The sequence below is a fragment of the Bradyrhizobium sp. NDS-1 genome (assembly GCF_032918005.1).
Taxonomy (GTDB): Bacteria; Pseudomonadota; Alphaproteobacteria; order Rhizobiales; family Xanthobacteraceae; genus Bradyrhizobium; species Bradyrhizobium tunisiense.
The window spans coordinates 7035518-7054805 of record NZ_CP136628.1; the positions used below are offsets into that span (position 1 = coordinate 7035518).

At 64.7% G+C, this 19288-nt stretch carries 19 protein-coding genes; 10 read left to right on the plus strand and 9 right to left on the minus strand.

What is annotated here, in order from left to right; genetic code table 11:
* Positions 1 to 17 precede the first annotated feature (17 nt).
* The 5 genes from RX330_RS32845 (at position 18) to RX330_RS32865 (ending at position 5368) form a co-directional block, all read left to right on the plus strand.
* Complete coding sequence (locus RX330_RS32845) at positions 18 to 887, plus strand: MBL fold metallo-hydrolase (RefSeq protein WP_317241238.1); 870 nt, start codon at positions 18 to 20, stop codon at positions 885 to 887.
* A 201-nt stretch (positions 888 to 1088) separates the two neighbouring features.
* Positions 1089 to 2237, plus strand: a complete 1149-nt coding sequence (locus tag RX330_RS32850) for an alpha/beta hydrolase (protein WP_317241239.1) — start codon at positions 1089 to 1091, stop codon at positions 2235 to 2237.
* Positions 2238 to 2305: 68 nt separating this feature from the next.
* Entirely contained in the window at positions 2306 to 3277 is a 972-nt protein-coding gene (mbfA, locus tag RX330_RS32855; protein WP_212087676.1) for an iron exporter MbfA, read from the plus strand.
* Between the two features lie 188 nt (positions 3278 to 3465).
* Positions 3466 to 4938, plus strand: a complete 1473-nt coding sequence (locus RX330_RS32860) for an amidase (protein WP_317241240.1) — start codon at positions 3466 to 3468, stop codon at positions 4936 to 4938.
* 76 nt (positions 4939 to 5014) lie between these two features.
* Entirely contained in the window at positions 5015 to 5368 is a 354-nt protein-coding gene (locus RX330_RS32865) for a nuclear transport factor 2 family protein (protein WP_317241241.1), read from the plus strand.
* A gap of 207 nt (positions 5369 to 5575) precedes the next feature.
* Here RX330_RS32865 and RX330_RS32870 read toward each other — a convergent pair whose 3' ends face one another.
* Both RX330_RS32870 and RX330_RS32875 read right to left on the minus strand, forming a co-directional pair.
* Positions 5576 to 6664, minus strand: a complete 1089-nt coding sequence (locus RX330_RS32870; RefSeq protein WP_212087672.1) for a Zn-dependent alcohol dehydrogenase — start codon at positions 6662 to 6664, stop codon at positions 5576 to 5578.
* A gap of 44 nt (positions 6665 to 6708) precedes the next feature.
* A complete protein-coding gene (locus tag RX330_RS32875; protein WP_317241242.1) occupies positions 6709 to 8493 on the minus strand; it encodes an acyl-CoA dehydrogenase family protein in 1785 nt (594 codons plus the stop codon).
* 234 nt (positions 8494 to 8727) lie between these two features.
* Between RX330_RS32875 and RX330_RS32880 the strand changes: the two genes are divergently transcribed.
* Together RX330_RS32880 and RX330_RS32885 are read left to right on the plus strand one after the other, a co-directional pair.
* On the plus strand, positions 8728 to 9429 hold the full coding sequence (locus RX330_RS32880; protein WP_212087663.1) for an SDR family oxidoreductase: 702 nt from the start codon (positions 8728 to 8730) through the stop codon (positions 9427 to 9429).
* A 121-nt stretch (positions 9430 to 9550) separates the two neighbouring features.
* Positions 9551 to 10381, plus strand: a complete 831-nt coding sequence (locus RX330_RS32885) for an enoyl-CoA hydratase (protein ID WP_317241243.1) — start codon at positions 9551 to 9553, stop codon at positions 10379 to 10381.
* A 227-nt stretch (positions 10382 to 10608) separates the two neighbouring features.
* On the opposite strand, the gene RX330_RS32890 is transcribed toward RX330_RS32885, so the two are convergent.
* Positions 10609 to 11232 carry a GNAT family N-acetyltransferase gene (locus RX330_RS32890; protein WP_317241244.1) on the minus strand — a complete coding sequence of 208 codons (624 nt, stop codon included), beginning with the start codon at positions 11230 to 11232 and terminating at the stop codon, positions 10609 to 10611.
* A gap of 68 nt (positions 11233 to 11300) precedes the next feature.
* Positions 11301 to 11504 carry a DUF1127 domain-containing protein gene (locus tag RX330_RS32895; RefSeq protein ID WP_212087657.1) on the minus strand — a complete coding sequence of 68 codons (204 nt, stop codon included), beginning with the start codon at positions 11502 to 11504 and terminating at the stop codon, positions 11301 to 11303.
* Positions 11505 to 11614: 110 nt separating this feature from the next.
* Between RX330_RS32895 and RX330_RS32900 the strand changes: the two genes are divergently transcribed.
* Entirely contained in the window at positions 11615 to 12514 is a 900-nt protein-coding gene (locus tag RX330_RS32900; RefSeq protein WP_212087655.1) for a transcriptional regulator GcvA, read from the plus strand.
* Between the two features lie 143 nt (positions 12515 to 12657).
* The gene (locus tag RX330_RS32905; protein WP_317241245.1) at positions 12658 to 13989 is read left to right on the plus strand and encodes an MFS transporter; all 1332 of its coding nucleotides are present in this window, start codon (positions 12658 to 12660) and stop codon (positions 13987 to 13989) included.
* 56 nt (positions 13990 to 14045) lie between these two features.
* Here the strand turns inward: RX330_RS32905 and RX330_RS32910 are convergent, their stop codons facing one another.
* The 3 genes from RX330_RS32910 to RX330_RS32920 are packed head-to-tail and all read right to left on the minus strand — an operon-like array spanning position 14046 to position 16652.
* The gene (locus RX330_RS32910; protein ID WP_212087651.1) at positions 14046 to 14459 is read right to left on the minus strand and encodes a Rieske (2Fe-2S) protein; all 414 of its coding nucleotides are present in this window, start codon (positions 14457 to 14459) and stop codon (positions 14046 to 14048) included.
* Complete coding sequence (locus tag RX330_RS32915) at positions 14459 to 15568, minus strand: amidohydrolase family protein (protein ID WP_317241246.1); 1110 nt, start codon at positions 15566 to 15568, stop codon at positions 14459 to 14461. The genes RX330_RS32910 and RX330_RS32915 overlap by 1 nt, the downstream gene beginning before the upstream one ends.
* Before the next feature lie 25 nt (positions 15569 to 15593).
* A complete protein-coding gene (locus RX330_RS32920; protein ID WP_317241247.1) occupies positions 15594 to 16652 on the minus strand; it encodes an amidohydrolase family protein in 1059 nt (352 codons plus the stop codon).
* A gap of 144 nt (positions 16653 to 16796) precedes the next feature.
* Between RX330_RS32920 and RX330_RS32925 the strand changes: the two genes are divergently transcribed.
* Positions 16797 to 17279 carry a CinA family protein gene (locus RX330_RS32925; RefSeq protein ID WP_317241248.1) on the plus strand — a complete coding sequence of 161 codons (483 nt, stop codon included), beginning with the start codon at positions 16797 to 16799 and terminating at the stop codon, positions 17277 to 17279.
* A gap of 171 nt (positions 17280 to 17450) precedes the next feature.
* On the opposite strand, the gene RX330_RS32930 is transcribed toward RX330_RS32925, so the two are convergent.
* The gene (locus RX330_RS32930; RefSeq protein ID WP_317241249.1) at positions 17451 to 17726 is read right to left on the minus strand and encodes a DUF1488 family protein; all 276 of its coding nucleotides are present in this window, start codon (positions 17724 to 17726) and stop codon (positions 17451 to 17453) included.
* 78 nt (positions 17727 to 17804) lie between these two features.
* A complete protein-coding gene (locus RX330_RS32935) occupies positions 17805 to 19274 on the minus strand; it encodes an AMP nucleosidase (protein ID WP_317241251.1) in 1470 nt (489 codons plus the stop codon).
* Positions 19275 to 19288: the final 14 nt, after the last annotated feature.

The following is a 19288-nucleotide window of genomic DNA, read 5'->3' on the forward strand; positions in this document are numbered from 1 at the left end:
TCACGAGGGAAGCGAACATGAGTCTGAAATTCTCGGTCGGCGATCTCACCATCCATCGCGTCATCGAGCAGGAAACCTCGTTCGTCCCGGCGCTGGACATGCTGCCGGACCTGACGAGCGACGTGCTGGCCGAGAACCGCGCATGGATGCGCGAAGCGAAGGCGCTGGACGAGCAGGATGTGCTGCTGCTGTGCTTCCAGTCCTATGTGGTGAAGACGCCGCACCACACCATCCTGATCGACAGCTGCATCGGCAACGACAAGCCGCGGCCGCAGCGGCCGAAATGGAACATGAAGACCGACGATACTTATCTGCGCGGCCTCGACGCCGCCGGGTTCTCGGTCGACGACATCGACTTCGTGATGTGCACGCATCTGCATGTCGACCACGTCGGCTGGAACACGCGGCTCGAGAACGGCCGCTGGGTGCCGACCTTCCCCAAGGCACGCTACGTCTTCGCCAGGCAGGAATTCGACCACTGGTCCGCGCAGAACGCGAAGGCGGCGATCCCGCCCTTCGCCGACAGCGTGCTGCCGGTGGTCGAGGCCAAGCGCCACGAGCTCGTCGGCAATGATCATCAGATCGGCGACCACGTCCGCATCCTGCCGACGCCCGGCCACACGCCGGGCCATATCGCCATCACGATGGGCCGCAGCAAGGACGATGCCGTGTTCTCGGGCGACCTGATGCACTCGCCGTTGCAGACGCTCTATCCGGAACTGTCGATCAAGTTCGACGTCGATCCGGCCAAGGCGGCGACGACGCGCCGCAGCTTCCTGGAACGTTATTGCGACACCGACACGCTGTGCTGCACCGCGCATTTCCCCTCGCCGTCGGTCGGGAAGATCAGGCGCAAGGGCAGCGGCTTCGTTTGTGCTGCGGTTTGATGTAAGGCGGTTGCACAGCGAACTCCCATCCTCCCCTGGAGGGGGAGGATCGGTTCGCATGCAGCGCTGCGGAATGCGAACCGAGGTGGGGTGACGGTCTCTCCACAACGGACGCTGCCCGTGTTGAGAGATCACCCCACCCCGCTCGCGCTTCGCGCGATCGACCCTCCCCCTCCAGGGGAGGGTAAGGAGGAAGCACCGATGGCCGATCTTCCCGACGTTCCTCTCCCCGCCGGCATCCGCTCGCGCTATGTCGACGGCATCAACGGCTTGCGCATGCATGTGCTGGAGGCCGGCTTCGAGACCAAGGGCCGTCCCTGCATCCTGCTGCTGCACGGCTTTCCCGAGCTGGCCTTCTCCTGGCGCAAGGTGATGCCTACGCTCGCTGCAGCCGGTTACCACGTGATCGCACCGGATCAGCGCGGCTATGGCCGCACCACGGGATGGAGCGCGGACTATGACGGCGATCTGGTCCCGTTCTCGCTGCTCAACCTGGTGCGGGATGCGCTGGCCCTCGTGTCTGCGTTCGGTTACAGGCAGGTCGACGTCGTCGGGCACGATTTCGGCAGTCCGGTCGCGGCCTGGTGTTCGCTGATCCGGCCCGACGTGTTTCGGTCGGTGACGATGATGAGCGCGCCGTTCGGCGGACCGCCATCGCTGCCCTTCAACACCGCGGGCGAGCCCGCCAAGCCCGCGGTGGAAGACCCCGTCCATCGCGAGCTCGCCGCGCTGCCGCGTCCACGCAAGCATTATCAATGGTATTATTCGACACGGCAGGCCAATGGCGACATGCAGCACGCGCCGCAGGGCGTGCATGATTTCCTGCGCGCCTATTATCATCACAAGAGCGCGGACTGGACCGGCAACAGGCCCTATCCGCTAAGATCGTGGTCGGCGAGCGAGCTGGCAAAGCTGCCGACCTATTATGTGATGGATGCCGGCGAGACCATGGCCGAGACGGTGGCGAAGGAGATGCCCTCACCGGCCACGATTGCCGCCAACCAATGGCTGCCGGATAGTGACCTCGCCTATTACAGCGCCGAATATGGCCGCACCGGCTTCCAGGGCGGCCTGCAATGGTATCGCTGCGGCACGTCAGGCGCTTTCAACTCCGAACTGCAATTGTTCGCCGGCCGCAGCATCGACGTTCCCTCATGCTTCATCTCGGGCATGCAGGATTGGGGCACATATCAGCGCCCGGGCGTGTTCGAGACGATGCAGGCGCGCGCGTGTACGCAGATGCTCGGCTGCCATCTCATCGACGGCGCCGGCCATTGGGTCCAGCAGGAGCAGCCTGGGGAGGTGAGCCGGCGGCTGCTGGACTTCCTCGCCCGAGCCCGCAAGGCCTGATTTGACCCGGGAACCTCGGCTCCCTATATAGTTTAGAACAATTCTAAACTATGGGACATTGGGTTACCGTGAAGAATTTTGCCGATCTCACTGAGCGTGAGGTGCTTGCGGTCGCGATCTCCTCCGAAGAGGAGGACAGTCGTATCTATATGACCTTCGCGGAGGATCTCCGCGAGCGTTACCCGGACACGGCGAAGATTTTTGAAGAGATGGCCGAGGAGGAACGCGGCCACCGCCACATGTTGCTGGAATTGTACGAGCAGCGCTTCGGCCCGCATCTGCCGCCGATCCGCCGCGAGGACGTCAAGGGATTCCTGCGCCGCCGCCCGGTCTGGCTCACCAAGAACCTGTCGCTCGATGCCATCCGCAGGGAAGTCGAAACCATGGAGATGCAGGCGGAGCGCTTCTACGTGAAGGCCGCCGAAAAGGCTCAGGACGTCGGCGTGCGCCGCCTGCTCGGCGATCTCGCCGAAGCCGAGAAAGGTCACGAGGAGACCGCCGCAAAGCTCACGGGCGAGATCCTGAGTTCCGACGTCCGCGCCGAGGAGGACCGCACCAATCGCCGCATGTTCGTGCTGCAATATGTGCAGCCGGGCCTCGCAGGCCTGATGGATGGTTCGGTCTCGACGCTGGCGCCGCTGTTTGCGGCGGCGTTCGCCACTCACCAGAACTGGCAGACGTTCCTCGTCGGCCTTGCCGCCTCGATCGGCGCCGGCATCAGCATGGGCTTCGCCGAAGCACTGTCCGACGACGGCTCGCTGACGGGACGCGGATCGCCTTGGCTGCGCGGGGTCACCTGCGGCGCGATGACGACGCTCGGCGGGCTCGGCCACACCGCGCCCTATCTCGTGCCGGATAGCTGGGCCAATGCGTTCTGGATCGCAACGGCCATCGCCTGCGTCGTGGTGTTCTTCGAATTGTGGGCGATCGCATTCATCCGCTCGCGCTACATGGACACGCCATTTCTCCAGGCGGTGTTCCAGATCGTGCTCGGCGGCGCGATCGTGCTCGCGGTGGGGATATTGATCGGGGCGGCGTAGTCGTGGTCTCCGCTGTCGTCCCGGACAAGCGGGATATGGGTCCCGGCCTTCGCCGGGACGACAGCGGAATGCGTGGCGGAGCTTTCGCGTCTCGCTCGACGTCTCCGGCATAGCAATCGCCATCAAACGCCGGTTGCGGCATTCGGCCAAACTGCGCATCATCCTTCGACAAGAACAGGAGAAACGCCGTGGCCAAATCGCAGTGGAGTTTCAGGAGCGCCGTCGAGCTATCGGCCGCGCTGGCGGCGAAGAAGGTCTCGTCAGTCGAGCTCACGAGGGACGCGATCGACCGCATCGAGCGGCACGACGGCAAGGTCAACGCCATCTGCGTGCGGGATTTCGACCGCGCGCTCAGTGCCGCGCGAGACGCGGACGCTGCTTTGGCACGCGGCGAGCGCAAGCCTTTGCTCGGCCTGCCCGTGACCGTGAAGGAATCCTTCAACATCGCGGGCCTGCCGACGACTTGGGGCTGGACGCCGCAGAAGGATTTCAGGCCGCCGGAGGACGCGCTCTCGATCAGCCGGGTGAAGACCGCCGGCGGCGTCATTGTCGGCAAGACCAACGTTCCCGTCGGCTTGGGAGACTGGCAGAGCTACAACGACATCTATGGCACGACGAACAATCCGTACGATCTCGGCCGCACGCCCGGCGGCTCGTCTGGCGGCTCGTCGGCAGCGCTTGCCGCCGGCTACGGGCCGCTGTCGCTCGGTTCCGACATTGGCGGCTCGCTGCGCGTGCCGGCCTTCCATTGCGGGGTCTATGCGCACAAGCCGACCTACAATCTCTGTCCGACGCGCGGCCACACGCCGCCGCCATTTCCCGCGATCCCGATGGAGCGCGATATGGCGGTGATCGGTCCGATGGCGCGGAGTGCCGTCGATCTGACGCTGCTGCTGGACGTGATGGCCGGCCCCGATCCGCTCGACCTCGGCGTCGGATACAGGCTTGCGCTGCCGGAGGCGCGCCACGCCGGGCTGAAGGATTTCCGCCTCCTGATGATCGACGGCCATCCGCTGCTGCCCGCGAATGCCGAAATTCGCGGCGCGATCGAAAAGCTGGCCGGGCAGCTGACGAACGCCGGCGCGAAAGTCGCGCGCGAGAGCCCGCTGTTTCCGGACTTCCGGGAGGCCTCGCGGCTCTACATGCGCATGCTCATGGGCTTTCTCGGCGCGTTCTTTCCGCCTGATATTCTCGCCGGCGCACGTGCCGGCGCGGCGCAGCTCTCACCCGACGACAAGAGCCTTGCGGCCGAGCGGCTGCGCGGCATGACCTCCAGCCATCAGGCCTGGGTGTTCGACGAGGGCGCGCGCGCCGGCCTGCGCGCGCAATGGCGGCAATTGTTCAGGACGTTCGATGCCGTGATCTGCCCGATCATGCCGACCCCAGCCTATCCGCATGATCATTCGCCGGAGCAGGAGAAGCGGCGGATCAATATCGACGGCAAGGACCATTCCTATCCGGACCAGCTCGCCTGGCCCGGAATCGCCACGCTGACGGGCCTGCCGGCCACGGCCGTCCCGCTCGGCCTGTCGAAGGACGGCCTGCCGGTCGGCGTCCAGATCATCGGGCCTTTCCTCGAAGACCGCACGCCGCTCAAACTCGCTGAGCTGATCGAGCGCGAGTTCGGCGGGTTCGTGCCGCCGAAGATGTTCGACGACTAATGCCGGAGCAAGACAACGTCGGGATTTCCGGGTTCGCGCTTCGCGCGCCCCGGAATGACAGGGAGGCAGGAGCACCATGAGCAAAGACCTCGATGAACTCACCGCGCTCAACCGCGACTACGTTGCCTCCGTGCAGAACTGCGACGTCAGGCGTTTCGACGAGATCCTGGCGCCGGAGTTCTATTGCTCCAATCCCGACAAGACGCTGGTCGACCGCGCGGCCTTCCTGGAGCAAACGGCACGGCCGATCGCGATCCGCAATCTGCATGCACATGATGTCATCATCCGCATCATGGGCGACTTCGCGATCATTCATGCCGCGACGAGCTACACCACCGCGGACGGACAGCGAGCGACCGGGCGATATACCGATTGCTGGGCGAAGCAGAACGGCAGATGGCTGGCGGTGTCCGCGCACGTGTCGCGGTGAGATGGCAAGCCATTCTCATACCCACCGTCATGCCCCGGCTTGCCGCCTTCGCTGAAGCTTCGGCGAGCTTTGGCGGAGCCGGGACCGGGGCATCCAGGACGCGGCGGCCGTCATTGGCCCGCACAATCTCCGCCACGGCGTACTGGATCGCCCGGTCGAGCCGGGCGATGACACCGATTTTGGAGCGACTCTGGCGAGCGCCAGCGCTCAACTGTCAAACATGATCACGCTGCGCAGCGTCTTGCCGGCTTTCATGTTGGCAAAGCCGTCGTTGATCTCGCTCAGCTTCAGCTTGGCCGAGATCCAGTCCTCCAGGTGCAGCCGTCCTCGCAGGTAGAAATCGACCAGGCGCGGCATGTCGACGCGAAAATGGTTCGAGCCCATCGAGGAGCCTTGGATCTTGCGCTCGCGCAGGAAGTCGAAGCCGTGCAGCTCGATCTTCTGGCCGAACGGAATCATGCCGACGATGGTGGCGGTGCCGCCGGAGGCGAGCATGCCGAACGCCTGCTCCGCCGTTTCCTTGCGGCCGAGCACCTCGAAGGAATGATGCACGCCGCCATTGGTGAGATCGCGCACCTGTTTCACGACGTCGCCATCGGCGGGATTGATGATGTCGGTCGCACCCAGCTTGGTCGCGAGCTGGAGCTTCGCCGGATTGGTGTCGATGGCGATGATGCGGCCGGCGCCCGCGATCTGCGCGCCGTTGATCGCGGCCATGCCGACGCCGCCGCAGCCGATCACGGCAACGGTCTCGCCCGCCGTCACTTTGGCCGTGTTCACGACCGCGCCGTAGCCCGTGATGACCCCGCAGCCGATCAACGCGGCGAGATCGAGCGGCATTTCCTTGCGGATTTTGACGATCGCGTTCTCGTGTACCAGCATCTGCTCGGCAAAGGACGAGAGATTGAGGAACTGGTGCAGCTTTTCCGGCTTCGACCATTGCATCCGGTTGGAGACACCCGGCAGCAGCTTAACCGTGGTGTCGGTGCAGAGCACGGTGCGGCCGGTGGTGCAGTTGTCGCAGGTGCCGCAGAACACCGACAGGCACGTGACGACGTGATCGCCCGGCTTGACGTAAGTGACGTCGGACCCGACCTGTTCGACGATGCCTGCGGATTCGTGGCCGAGGACCGCTGGCAGCGGATGCGGATAGAGCCCTTCCATGAAGTGCAAATCGGAATGGCAGAGCCCGGCGACCGCCGTGCGGATCAGCACTTCGCGCGGGCCCGGTTTCGGCAGGCTGACATCCTCGATGACCAGCGGCTGGTTGACTTCATAGAGGACGGCGGCCTTCATCGAGCACTCCCTGTCGCTTCTTTTGGTTGAGCGTGGCGCGCAGCCTACGCCGCCAGAACGAGTTCGCCAACCTCGCTCATGCCGGCTGAGCTGTCGCCGAGCAGCAGCGCGGCGATCTTCGCCTGCACGGCATTTTCCGTGAGCCGGAACGGATCGTTCGGTGATACCCGGTGATCGATCACGAGCCGCGACAACACCAGCCGGCGCGCATCGCCGCGCATCTCGTGGATGCGGTGGGCCTCCCAGGCGAGCGCGACCGCACTTGCGACATGATAAAGCAGGCTGGTGGCACGCCGCGCATCGGATTCGTTGTCGGCCTTGCCCGCCACTTCGCGCGCGAAGCCGACGGCGCGATCGACGAGGCCGCGCAACCGGTCGCGCCAGGCCTGCGGCACCGAGGCGCTGTCGTCGAGCCGGGCATGCAGATCGGCGGCGAGCGCGGACTCGGCACCGTGACGTCCGACCGCGCGCCTGAGCGCATCGATGGCGACGATGTTGCCGGTGCCCTCCCAGACCGAGCCGAGATGTGCATCGCGAAGCAAGCGGGCCGTGGCGAACTCCTCGATATAGCCGATGCCGCCGCGCATCTCGAGCGCATCGCCGCAAACCTTTCGCGCATCGCGCGTGGCGCGGAATTTCAGCGTCGGGGTGAGGATACGCAGCAGCGCTGCCGCATCCTGGCTGCCGGCTTCGGCGCGGTCGAGAGCGTCCGCGGTGAGAAAACTCATCGAGAGGGCCTGCTCGACCGGCAGCATGATTTTCAGCATCTGCCGCCGTCCGAGCGGCAGATCGATGATGCGCTGACCGAACACGACACGGTTGGTCGCCACGGTCATCGCATCATGATAGGCGCGGCGCATCAGCGCGGTGGACTTGACGCCGTTGGACAGCCGCGAGGAGTTCACCATCTCGGCCATCTGCACGAAGCCGCGGTCGAGCTTGCCAACCGCGTACGCAATTGCGCCTTCGAGCTTGATCTCACCCGAGGCCATCGAGCGGGTGCCGAGCTTGTCCTTGAGGCGGACGATCCGGTAGTGGTTCTGCGAGCCGTCGTCGAGGAAGCGCGGCATCAGGAACAGGCCGACGCCGCGCGTGCCGGGACCGGCGCCTTCGGGACGCGCCAGCAGCATCACGACCTTGGCATCGGCATTCGAGCAGAACCATTTCTCGCCGGTGAGGCGCCAATGGTCGCCTTCCTGCACTGCCCGCGTCGTCAGCGTGCCGACATCGGAGCCGCCCTCCTTCTCGGTCATGAACTGGCCGCCTTGCGTCAGCTTGCTCATGTCGGTCGATGTCAGGCCGTCCAGATATTTCGCCTTCAGTGCCTCGCTGCCGAAATTCGCCAGCAGCTTGGCGCAGCCGTCGGTGACGTTGATCGGGCAGCCCATGCCGAATTCGGTCTGGTTGAACAGGAAGGTGAAGGCGTGTTTGGCCACGACAGGATATTTGTCCGGCCAGCCCATGATGCCCTTGCGGATCGAGAGCGCGTGGATGCCGAATTCGCCGAACGCTGCATTCTCCAGCTCGCGATAGGCCGGGTGATATTCGATCCACTGCACGTCGCGGCCGAACTTGTCGCGCTGGTGCAGCACCGGCGTGTGCCGGTCGGCGAGCCGCGCACACTCGTCGAGACGGCCGCCGGCGAGTTCGCCGAGACGGTCGAGATGCGGCTCGGTGTGACGGAACAGCGTGTCCGGCAGATGGATGCGCAAGAGATCGGTGAGCGCGGGATCGGCGCGATAGAAGTTCATGCCTGACGTATCGGGTGCCAGCAGACCGGGTTGCTCGGCCGCGACGTGTTTCGGCTGCGCCGTGACCGGCTTGTGCATGATGGTTCTCTCGTTTCCGCTGGCCCGGACGTTCAACGCCACTTTAGCGCTTGCCGCTCGGGATGATGTCGATCATGCTCCAGCCGCAGACACGTATAAAGCCGCAAATTGTCAGGGCGGCATGATCGCCGTGAGGGAGCAATTCGCCGCCCTGCGGAATTGTGACCGCGCCGGCTGGTTGTTCGCGCGGCCCATGCATAGATCAGCGTCGCCCTGTCCCAAGAGATCACGCCCATGGAACATCCGAAATACAAGATCGCCCTCATCGTCGGCGCCGGCGAAGGCCTGAGCGCCTCGCTGGCGCGCTTGCTCGCCGCGCAAGGCATTCGCGTTGCGCTGGCCGCCCGAAAGATCGAGAAGCTTGGCGCGCTCTGCACTGAGACCGGCGCGAAGGCCTATTCCTGCAATGCCACCGAGCCTGACGAGGTCGAGCGCCTGTTCGGCCTCGTCGAGCGCGAGATCGGCACCCCCGATCTCGTCATCTACAACGCCAGCGGCCGCGCCCGCGGGCCCATCGTGGATCTCGTCCCGGCCGATGTCGCGCAGGCGATCGCGGTCAGTGCCTATGGCGGCTTTCTGGTGGCGCAGCAGGCGGCCAAGCGCATGCTGCCGAACAAGCACGGCGCGATCCTGTTCACCGGCGCCTCTGCCAGCGTCAAGGGCTACGCGCAGTCCGCCTCCTTCGCGATGGGCAAGTTCGCGTTGCGTGGACTCGCACAGAGCCTGGCGCGCGAATTGTCGCCGCAAGGCATCCATGTCGCGCATTTCGTGATCGACGGCGGCATCAAGAGCGCAGCGCGGAGCGAGCCGGATGACAAGCCGGATTCGATGCTCGATCCCGACGCGATCGCGGAGAGCTACTGGAACGTGTTGCAGCAGCCGCGTAGCGCCTGGAGCTGGGAGATCGAGCTGCGGCCCTGGGTGGAGACGTTTTGAGCACCAACGTCGCCACAATCCTCATTGCGAGGAGCCCTGGCGACGAAGCAATCCAGGGCTGTCACCGCGGAAACATCTCTGGATTGCTTCGCTTCGCTCGCAATGACGGCAAGGAGGAACGATGAGCACGGAAACCACCATCGATACCGGCACCAATGAACTCCTCTGCAGCATCCGCGACCGGGTCGCAATCATCACGCTGAACCGACCGGAGGCGCGCAATTCGTTGTCGGACACGCTGACGCCGGCGCTGCGCACGATGATCCGGAGCTGCGGCGAGAATCCCGATGTCGGCGCGCTGCTGCTGACGGGTGCGGATGAAGCCTTCTGCGCCGGCGGCAACGTCAAGGGCATGGGCGCGCATCGCGATCCGAAGAAGCTGGAGATGTCGCTCGACGAGCGCATTGCCGACCTCCAGGAGCGGCAGCGGCTGCTCACGGGCGCGCTGGTGTCGGTGCGCAAGCCGACCATCGCCGCGCTGCCCGGCCCCGCAGTCGGCGCCGGGCTCGCAATCGCCATGGCCTGCGACATCCGCCTTGCCGCGCAATCGGCTTTCGTCGCCACCGGCTATGCGCGCATCGCGCTGTCGGGCGATTACGGCATCGCCTGGCTGCTGACGCGGCTGGTCGGCACCGCGCGGGCGCGCGAATTGATGTTCACCGGCGATCGGATTGATGCCGTCAGGTGCGAGACGATCGGCCTCGTCAATCGCGTCGTGCCCGACGACAAGCTGCAGACCGAGGCCTTTGCTCTGGCCAAATCGCTCGCCGAAGGTCCGCGCCTGGCGCTGCGCTACATGAAGGACAATCTCGACGAGGCACTGCTGTTCGACTTCGAGACGGCGCGCGACCACGAGGCCGAACGTCTGACCCGCCTGACCACGACCGCCGACCACAAGGAGGCGGTGCAGGCCTTCATCGAGAAGCGCAAGGCGATGTTCACGGGGAAGTAGGTGCTCGCTTTGCAACAGGCCGTCGAGACGGGTAACCGGCTGTCATTCCGGGGCGATGCGAAGCATCGAGCCCGGAATCCATCTGGCCGCAAGACACGTCGTGAAATAGATTCCGGGTTCGCGCTACGCGCGCCCCGGAATGACGATGTGGGGAGGGTCTTCGCACGAACCGCAACCGGGCAAAAAAAGACCCGGCACTGGGGTCGCCAGGCCGGGCTGCAGTGGTGTCAGACCGAGGCTGAGGGGCTATCGGCCTGACGGGAAAGCGCGGCGAGGCGCCAGCTCGCGCAGGGAATGTCTTTCGGGGCGACCGAGATTTCCTTGTCGAAGCGCACCAGCTTCCAATCATCAGGATGATTGACGAAGGCGAACCCGGATTTGCGGGCGAGCGAGAGCATGGTTTCGTTGGAGCGCAGCGTCTCGCCGAAGATGCGCTCGGCGCCGAGCGCCGCGGCGCGGCATTCGAGGTTCTTCAACAGCGCGGTGGCGATGCCGTGGCCCTGCCAGCGATCATCGACCGACAGGCCGAATTCGAACATTGCGGTTTCGGCATTCAGCGCGTATCGCGCCTCGGCCACGATGGTCTCGAAGCCGTCGATGGTCATGGTCGCGACCACGCTAAAACGTTCGCGCTCGCCGACCTGAAGGAAGTCGTGCAGCAGTCCGTACGGCAGCTCGCTGATCGCGCCGAAAAAACGGTTGTAGCGCGAGCGGGTCGAGAGCGAGCGGAAATAGTGCTGGAGCTCGTCCGCGTCACGCGGCTCGACAAAGCGGACGTCGAGCGCCTCGCCATGACGGGTGCGCAGCGTGTCCGAATATTGCCGGAGGTCTTCGAGGCGAAGGGTGCTCATCACACAAGCCCTGCGGAAAAGGGACCGCCGGCGCCCCTGTCTTCAGGCGGCGCCGGCCTGGCGGCCAATCAGGCCCGCCAGAAGGGTTTGTCGGCCTCGTAGGCGATGTCGCTCCAGGACAGTCCGACGTCCTGGAGATCACGCGCGGTCCAATGGGTGAGCTCGCGCCTGTTGCGGTAGCGCTCGTACCACACGTGAAGCGTCTCAAGGACCTGCTGAATCAGGCCGGGCGCATGATGATTTGTCATCGAGGTGTGGGTCAAAGTAGACATTTTGAGCTCCTGGAGCTAACTTGGATGCTAATATCTGCTTCTTGGTGCACTGCGACAAACGACAATTTGTACCTTTCCGCATGAAATAACGTCATGTATCCTGCTGCCAAATGACTGCCAGATTGCCGTCCCTGAACGGATTGCGGGCGTTCGAGGCCGCCGCGCGCCATCTCAGCTTCACGCTGGCAGCCAGCGAGCTGAACGTGACGCAGACCGCGATCAGCCATCAGATCCGAAGGCTGGAGGAGGAGCTCGGCATCCGCCTGTTCATCCGGCAGAACCGCGCGCTGGCGCTGACGCCGGAAGCGCGCGACTACCTCCCGGGCGTCCGTGCCGCCTTCAACGACCTCCGGCTTGCAACCGACCGGTTGCTGCGCAAGGACGATGACAAGGTGCTGACGGTCTCGACGTTGGCCTCGCTCGCCGCAAAATGGCTGCTGCCGCGGCTGACGGATTTCCAGGAGCAGCATCCCGGCATCGATGTCCGCATCACCACCTCGACCAGCCTGGTCGATTTCCAGCGCGACAATGTCGATGCTGCGATCCGCTACGGCCGCGGCCAGTGGCCCGGCCTGCGAGCCGACTGGCTGATGGCCGATGAGCTGTTTCCGGTGTGCAGCCCGTCCCTGCTGCGCGGCGACAAGCCGTTGCGCCGTCCAGAGGATCTCCGACACCATCCGCTGCTGCACACCTCGAGCTCCAACAGCGATGATTGGCGGCTGTGGCTGACCGCGGCGGGCCTGCCGGCCGACATCGCCAGGCACCCCGGCATCACCTTCGACATGATCTTCATGACCATCCAGGCAGCGATCGACGGCATCGGCGTGGCGATGGGGCGGACGTCCTACGTCCAGGACGACATAGCCAAGGGCCGCCTCGTGGTCCCCTTCAAGATCGCACTGCCGGCGGATGCCGGCTTCTACCTTGTGGCGCCCGAGGGGCGCCGGGAAGCGCCGAAGCTGATGGCCTTCCGGAACTGGATGCTTGCTGCAACGCAAAATAAGGCCTGAAAAACCAGCGGCTTCCGCGGCAAAAGCGATTGACTTGCACCGCCCCGCGCGGGAAGGGGTATGACAGATTGTCGCAGCATCAATCTGTCGCCTTGCCGGGAAGACGATTTCCGGTCGGCGCGCCTTTCCAAGGGGAGAACGCCATGGCTGGATCAGCCGCATCGACCAATTCACGCGCGATCAAGTCGCGCGTCGGCGCGATCCTGCGCGCCACGTCAGGCAATTTCCTCGAGCAGTTCGACTTCTTCCTGTTCGGCTTCTATGCGGCCGCGATCGGCAAGGCGTTCTTCCCCTCCTCCGACGAGACCGCATCGCTGCTCAACACCTTCGGCGTGTTCTGGCTCGGCGCCTTGATGCGGCCGGTCGGCGCGATCGTGCTCGGCTCTTACATCGATCGCATCGGCCGCCGCCAGGGCCTGATCGTCACGCTCGGCATCATGGCCTTCGGCACCGTGGTGATCGCGTTCTGCCCGAGCTATGCGACCATCGGCATCGCCGCGCCCGTGATCGTGCTGCTCGGCCGGCTGCTGCAGGGCTTCTCGGCGGGCGTCGAGCTCGGCGGTGTCTCGGTCTATCTCGCGGAGATCGCAACGCCCGGCAATCGCGGCTTCTACACCTCGTTCCAGTCGGCGAGCCAGCAGGTCGCGATCTTCGTAGCCTCGATCCTCGGCTTCATCCTGTCCGAAGTGATGCCCGCCGACACGGTGGCCGCCTGGGGCTGGCGCATTCCCTTCTTCGTCGGCTGCCTGATCATTCCGCTGATCTTTGTCCTGCGGCGGACGCTCGAGGAGACGCCGGCCTTTCTCGCCATGAAGAAGCATCCGACAACGAGCGAGGTATTCGCTTCCGCGCTCGCCAACTGGCGCATCGTCGTCCTCGGCATGATGATCGCGATCCTGACCACGACGACGTTCTATTTCGTCACCGTCTACACGCCGACCTTCGGCAAGACCGTGCTGAAGCTGTCGACACAGGACGCGTTGCTGGTGACCCTGCTGGTCGCGGTGAGCAACTTCATCTGGAATCCGGTCGGCGGCGCGCTGTCCGATCGCATCGGCCGCAAGCCGGTGCTGCTCGCCATCGCCGGCCTCTCGCTCGTCACCGCCTACCCTGCGCTGCACTGGCTGGTCATCGCGCCGAGCTTCGGCAAGCTGCTCGCGGTCGAGATGATGTTCTCGTTCTATTTCGGCGTCTACAGCGGCACCATGTTAGGTGCGCTCGTCGAGATCGTGCCGGCGCATGTCCGCACCACCTGCTTCTCACTCGCCTTCGCGCTCGCCGCCGCCCTGTTCGGCACCTTCACGCCGTTCGCCTCGACCTGGTTGATCGAGCGCACCGGCGACAAGGCTTCTCCCGGCTTCTGGCTGATGCTCGCCGCCCTGCTCGGCATCATCGCGGCAACCACGGTGTATCGCGGTGGCGGCAAGGCGGCGCAGGTATATGATGGGGTCCCGGAGCCGGTCGCGGGGCGTTAGGACAGTGTCATTCCGGGCGCCTCTTACCCTCCCCTCCAGGGAGGGTCATGCGCCGCCTACAGCTCCACCACCACGTAGTCGCTCTCGATCCTGACCGGGATGGTCTCGGCGACATACGGCCCCTTCACGACGCTCGCGCCCGGCTCGACATGGGCGGGATAAGCTTTCACGCGGAAGCGGCGAGGGTCGCAATAGGACTGGCCGGTGCGGATGTCGAACTCCCAGCCGTGCCAGGGGCAACGGATGATCTCCCCTAATTTGGTATATTCGATTTCGCCGGGCTCGCTGGATTGCGCGAGCCCGATCAATGGCCCCTCGCACAGCGCGGCGCCCTGATGCGGGCAGCGGTTCATCAGGCCGAAATATTCGCCCTTGATGTTGAAGACCGCGATCGGCCGTCCGTCGATCTCCAGGAATTTCCGCGTGCCCGGCGGAAGCTCGTCGACCGCGGCGATGACGTGTCTTGCCATCAGGAAACGCCGTAGAGCTTCTTCGCATTGCCGAGGTAGAACGCCTCGCGATCGGCCTCGCTGACGCCCGCCGGCAGCACGCGCGACGGCTCGTCATAGTCCCAATGCGGATAGTCGGTGGCGAACAGAAGCCGGTCCCAGCCGATCCAGTTGATGACGTCGAAAAGATCCTCGCGCCGCTCCGGATCCTCCATCGGCTGCGTCGTCCACCACACCTGCTCGCGGATATATTCCGACGGCGGCCGCTTCACATGCGGCACCTCGCTGCGCAGGCGCTGCCAGGCCTTGTCGAGCCGCCACGCCAGCGACGGCGCCCAGCCGAAGCCGGCCTCGATCATCACCATCTTCAGCTTCGGGAAGCGCTCGAACACGCCTTCCAGAACGAGGCTCGCCAGCGCGGATTGCTGGCACTGCGAATGCCCCACCATCTCCTCGATGTAATAGGAGGGCCAACCCGACGGCGTGATCGGATTGCCGCCGAAGCCGAAGGCGTGCACGCCGACGGGCAGCCCTGCTTCTTCCGCGGCCTGATAGATCGGCCAATAGCGGCGCTGGCCGAGCGGCTCGACATTGCGGCTGAGCAGCAGCACTTGCACGAAGTTCTTGTCGCCGGCGCGCTCGCGGATCTCGGCGGCGGCCGACAAACCATCCTCGTTACCGACGACGATCGACGCCTTCAGCCGCTTGTCCCTACTGGTCCATTTGTCGATCTGCCAGTCGTTGATCGCCGAGCACAAGGCGGCCGAGAGCTCGTGATTGCGGATGCCCTGCCCTGTGTTGAGCGGATTGAGCACGCCCAATTGCACGTTGTTGGGATCGAGCAACTGCTTCTGCATGAAGGAAAGCGAGGAGCCCTGCGGCCCGCCTTCCGGTGGATAGGCATCGCGGCGCGAGGCATTGGGCTGGGCTTTGGGATAGGGCGGGCCGTCCATCATGCCCTGATAGGCATGAACCCCGTAGACTTCGAGATGATGCTGCCAGCGTTTGGCGAGATAGGGATAGAGCTCGGTGCGGGTGGCGCGGGCCGGATGGATGTCGCAATCCGCGATCGCGGTTTTCGTCGTCAGTGGGGAAGCAGCGTCTTGGCTCTCGCGGAACTGGATATTCATCGCCTTGCCTCCTTTGGCAGCGGGCTCACCTCAGGCGGGGATAGGTCGCATGCGGATTGTCGATCATGATCTTGCGCACGAGATCGGGGGTGAGACCTTCGGGCAGCGCGTCCTGGCCGTCGAACTGCCAGTGCGGATAGTCCGTGGAGAATAGGACCAATTCGTCCGACTGCATATGATCAAACAGGCGAATTAATGTCGCCTCGTCTGGCGGTGCATCAAATGGCTGCAACGAGAAGCGGATGTTGCTGCGCACAATCTCCAGCGGCGCGCGATCGACCCAAGGCGTCTCCATCCGCACCCCGCGCCAGAACTTGTGCAGGCGCCAGAGATAGGGGGAGATCCAGGAGACGCCCGACTCCAGCATCACCATTTTCAGCCGCGGATATTTGGCAAACACGCCCTCGACGACCAGGCTGGTGAGCTGGGTCTGGAACGCCTGGGCCTGCCCGACATAATCCTCGATATGGTAGGACCCCCATCCCACGGCGGTCGGCGGATTGTGATAGGCGGAACCCGCGTGGACACCCACGGGAAGTTCCAGCCGTTCCGCGGCTTCGTAGATCGGCCACAGCGCGCGCTTGCCGAGCGGCGTGTCACCCATGACCAGCACCAGCACCTGCACGAATCGCTTGTCCTGTGCGCAGCGCTCGATCTCGGCAACGGCCTTCTCGACGCTTTGCGTCGGAATCACGATCGAGCCGCGCAGCCGGGAATCGCGATCGAGCCATTCCTTCGCGAGCCAATCGTTCAGCGCGCGGCAGAAGGCTGCCTGCATGTCTTCCGAAAATACCATCTGCACGCCGTAGAGCGGATTGCATATGACGAGTTCGAGCTTGAAAGGATCGAGCACATGGCGCTGCATGTCCTCCAGGCTCTCGCCCGGCTTGCCGCGTTCGGGACGCCAGTCGGGCCGCGCCGTGATCGGCGAATTCTCCGGATAGGATTGCGAGACCAGATCGACCATGCCGCGCGTCGTCACCTGATCGCGCCAGTAGTCGTTCAGGTACGGCAAAAGGCTGGTCAGATGCGGCACGGCCGGATGCACATCGCAATCGACCCCGCCCGCGATCAGGGACGCCATGAGGTCTCCTTTGCGTTTCCTCGTCTCTCGACTTGTGTTCCCACTATTCAAGCAGGCCTGCCCGTCGCCCGCAACTCGGCTAAGGCTTCCGTCATATGCTAGGAAGGCTGAGCTCGATTGCGAGGGAATGAGAGGTCAAAAGGGATGAAAGAGCTCGTCGGCATTGCGGAACGGGTCGCCGCCAAACTGATCGCAAGCAAACAGACCATCGCGGTGGCTGAATCCTCGACCGGCGGACTGATCTCCGCCAGACTGCTCGCGGTGCCCGGCGCCTCCGCTTATTTCCTCGGCGGCGCCGTGGTCTACACCCGCGATGCCAGGCGCGTGCTGATGGATATTTCGGATGAAGGAATGAAGGGCTTTCGCTCCTCGTCGGAGCCCTACGCAAGCCTGCTGGCCGAGCAGATGCGGACGCGCTTCAAAAGCGACTGGGGCCTGTCCGAGACCGGGGCCGCCGGCCCCACCGGCAACCGCTATGGCGACGCCGCCGGTCATAGCTGCATGGCAGTGGCGGGAGCCGTGCCCGAAGTGATCACGCTGGAGACTGGCAGCAACGACCGGCTTGCGAACATGGAGATGTTCGCGGCGGCGGCACTGAAGTTGCTGCTGAGGAAGCTGGAGGGGTGATGCCGGTGCCGCAAGTGAGTGAGTAGAGACCGCCTCACCACCAACACCACTGTCATCGCCCGGCTTGACCGGGCGATCCAGTACTCCGAGACGGCAGTGATCGAAACGAGACGCCGCGGCGTACTGGATTCCCCGCCTTCGCGGGGAATGACGGCAGAGAGTATGGCGACCTCACCGCCCCAGGTGCCGCATGAAAATCCGCACCACGTAGCCCTGGAATCGCGGTGCCTCGTCGTACAGATCCGACGCGATCCGCTCGATGGTCTCGCGCAGCGACAGGAACTGCGCCTGCCGCGCGCTACTTTCGGTGCCCTGCATGCCCGCGAGCTCGTCCATTGCGGCGTCGCTGATCTGGCACTGCACGACCTCGTCGTCGTTCAGCATGGTGAAGCGAAAGGCCAGCCGTTCGAGATCATGGCCAATGATCTTGTCGCGCATCAGCGGCATCAAGTCGTCCCGGTCGAGCCCCCGCGCCGACAATGCTGAAAATCCGCCGCCTTGTCAGCAGCAAAGAGCGGCTTCGTCCTACTGGAACGCGACTTCGGCGAAACTGCGGAGCTTTCGCGAATGCAGCCGCTCCGATTCCTGCTGCTTGAGCCGCTCCAGCGCCTTCAGGCCGATCTCGAGATGTTGGCCCACGCGGCGGCGGTAGAATTCGCTGGCCATGCCGGCGAGCTTGATCTCGCCGTGCAGCGGCTTGTCGGAGACGCAGAGCAGCGTGCCGTAGGGCACGCGGAAGCGGTATCCATTGGCGGCGATCGCGGCCGATTCCATGTCGAGCGCGACCGCGCGCGATTGCGACAGGCGGCGGATCACCTCAGGACCGCTGATCTCCCAATTGCGATTGTCGACGCTCGCGACGGTGCCCGTGCGCATCAGCCGCTTCAGCTCGAAACCTTCCAGCCCGGTGACGTCCTCGACCGCCTCCTCGAGCGCGACCTGCATCTCGGCCAGTGCCGGGATCGGCACCCAGAGCGGCAGCTCGCGGTCGAGCACGTGATCCTCGCGCACGTAGCCATGCGCGAGCACGTAGTCGCCGAGCCGCTGTGTGTTGCGCAGGCCGGCGCAATGGCCGAGCATCAGCCACGCATGCGGGCGCAGCACCGCGACGTGGTCGGTGACGTTGCGCGCGTTGGACGGACCGGTGCCGATGTTGATCAGGGTGATGCCGCGATAGCCCGGCGCGACCAGGTGGAAGGCCGGCATTTGCGGCGTGCGCGCAGGCGCGCCCCCGCTGATCGCGCCACCGCTGCGCGTGATGACATTGCCGGGCGCGACGAAGGCTTCGAGGCCGGCTTCGCCGGACTGGAGCCGCTGCTGGCAGGCTTGCGCAAATGCGTCGACATAGAACTGGTAGTTGGTGAAGATTACGAAGTTCTGGAAATGCTCGGGATCGGTGCCGGTGTAATGATAGAGGCGGCGCAGCGAGTAATCGACGCGAGCCGCACGAAAAAGCGACAGCGGCTCGGGCGCGCCCGGCTGCAGCTCAAACGTGCCGTCGGCGATGGAATCGTCCATCGTCGCGAGATCCGGCACGTCGAACGCATCGCGCAGCGACCGCGTCACAAGTGAATTCTCGCTGGTGGTGATGGCGGCCTCGATGTTGATGTCGCGGCGGTAGGCGAAGTGGATGGGAATCGGCTCGGAGGATTCCCCGATCTCGACAGGCACGCCATGGTTCTGGATCAGCAGCCCGATCTGTTCGACCAGATAGCTGCGGAACAGATCCGGCCGCGTGACGCTGGTCTCGTGCACGCCGGGACCGGCGACGAAGCCATAGGCGAGACGCGAATCCAGCCGCGCGTGCGTCGCGGTGGTGACGCGCACGAACGGATAGTAGGCCCGCACCCGCGTCGTGATCGCTTCGCCGCCAACATAGGCCTCGAACCGGTCGCGCAGGAACTTCGTGTTGCGCTCGTAGATCTCTTCGAGGCGGGCAACGGCAAGGGCCGCGTCGGAGAAGGATTCGGTGGCGATGGAGGGGAGAGATCGCATGGGTCGACCGCCGG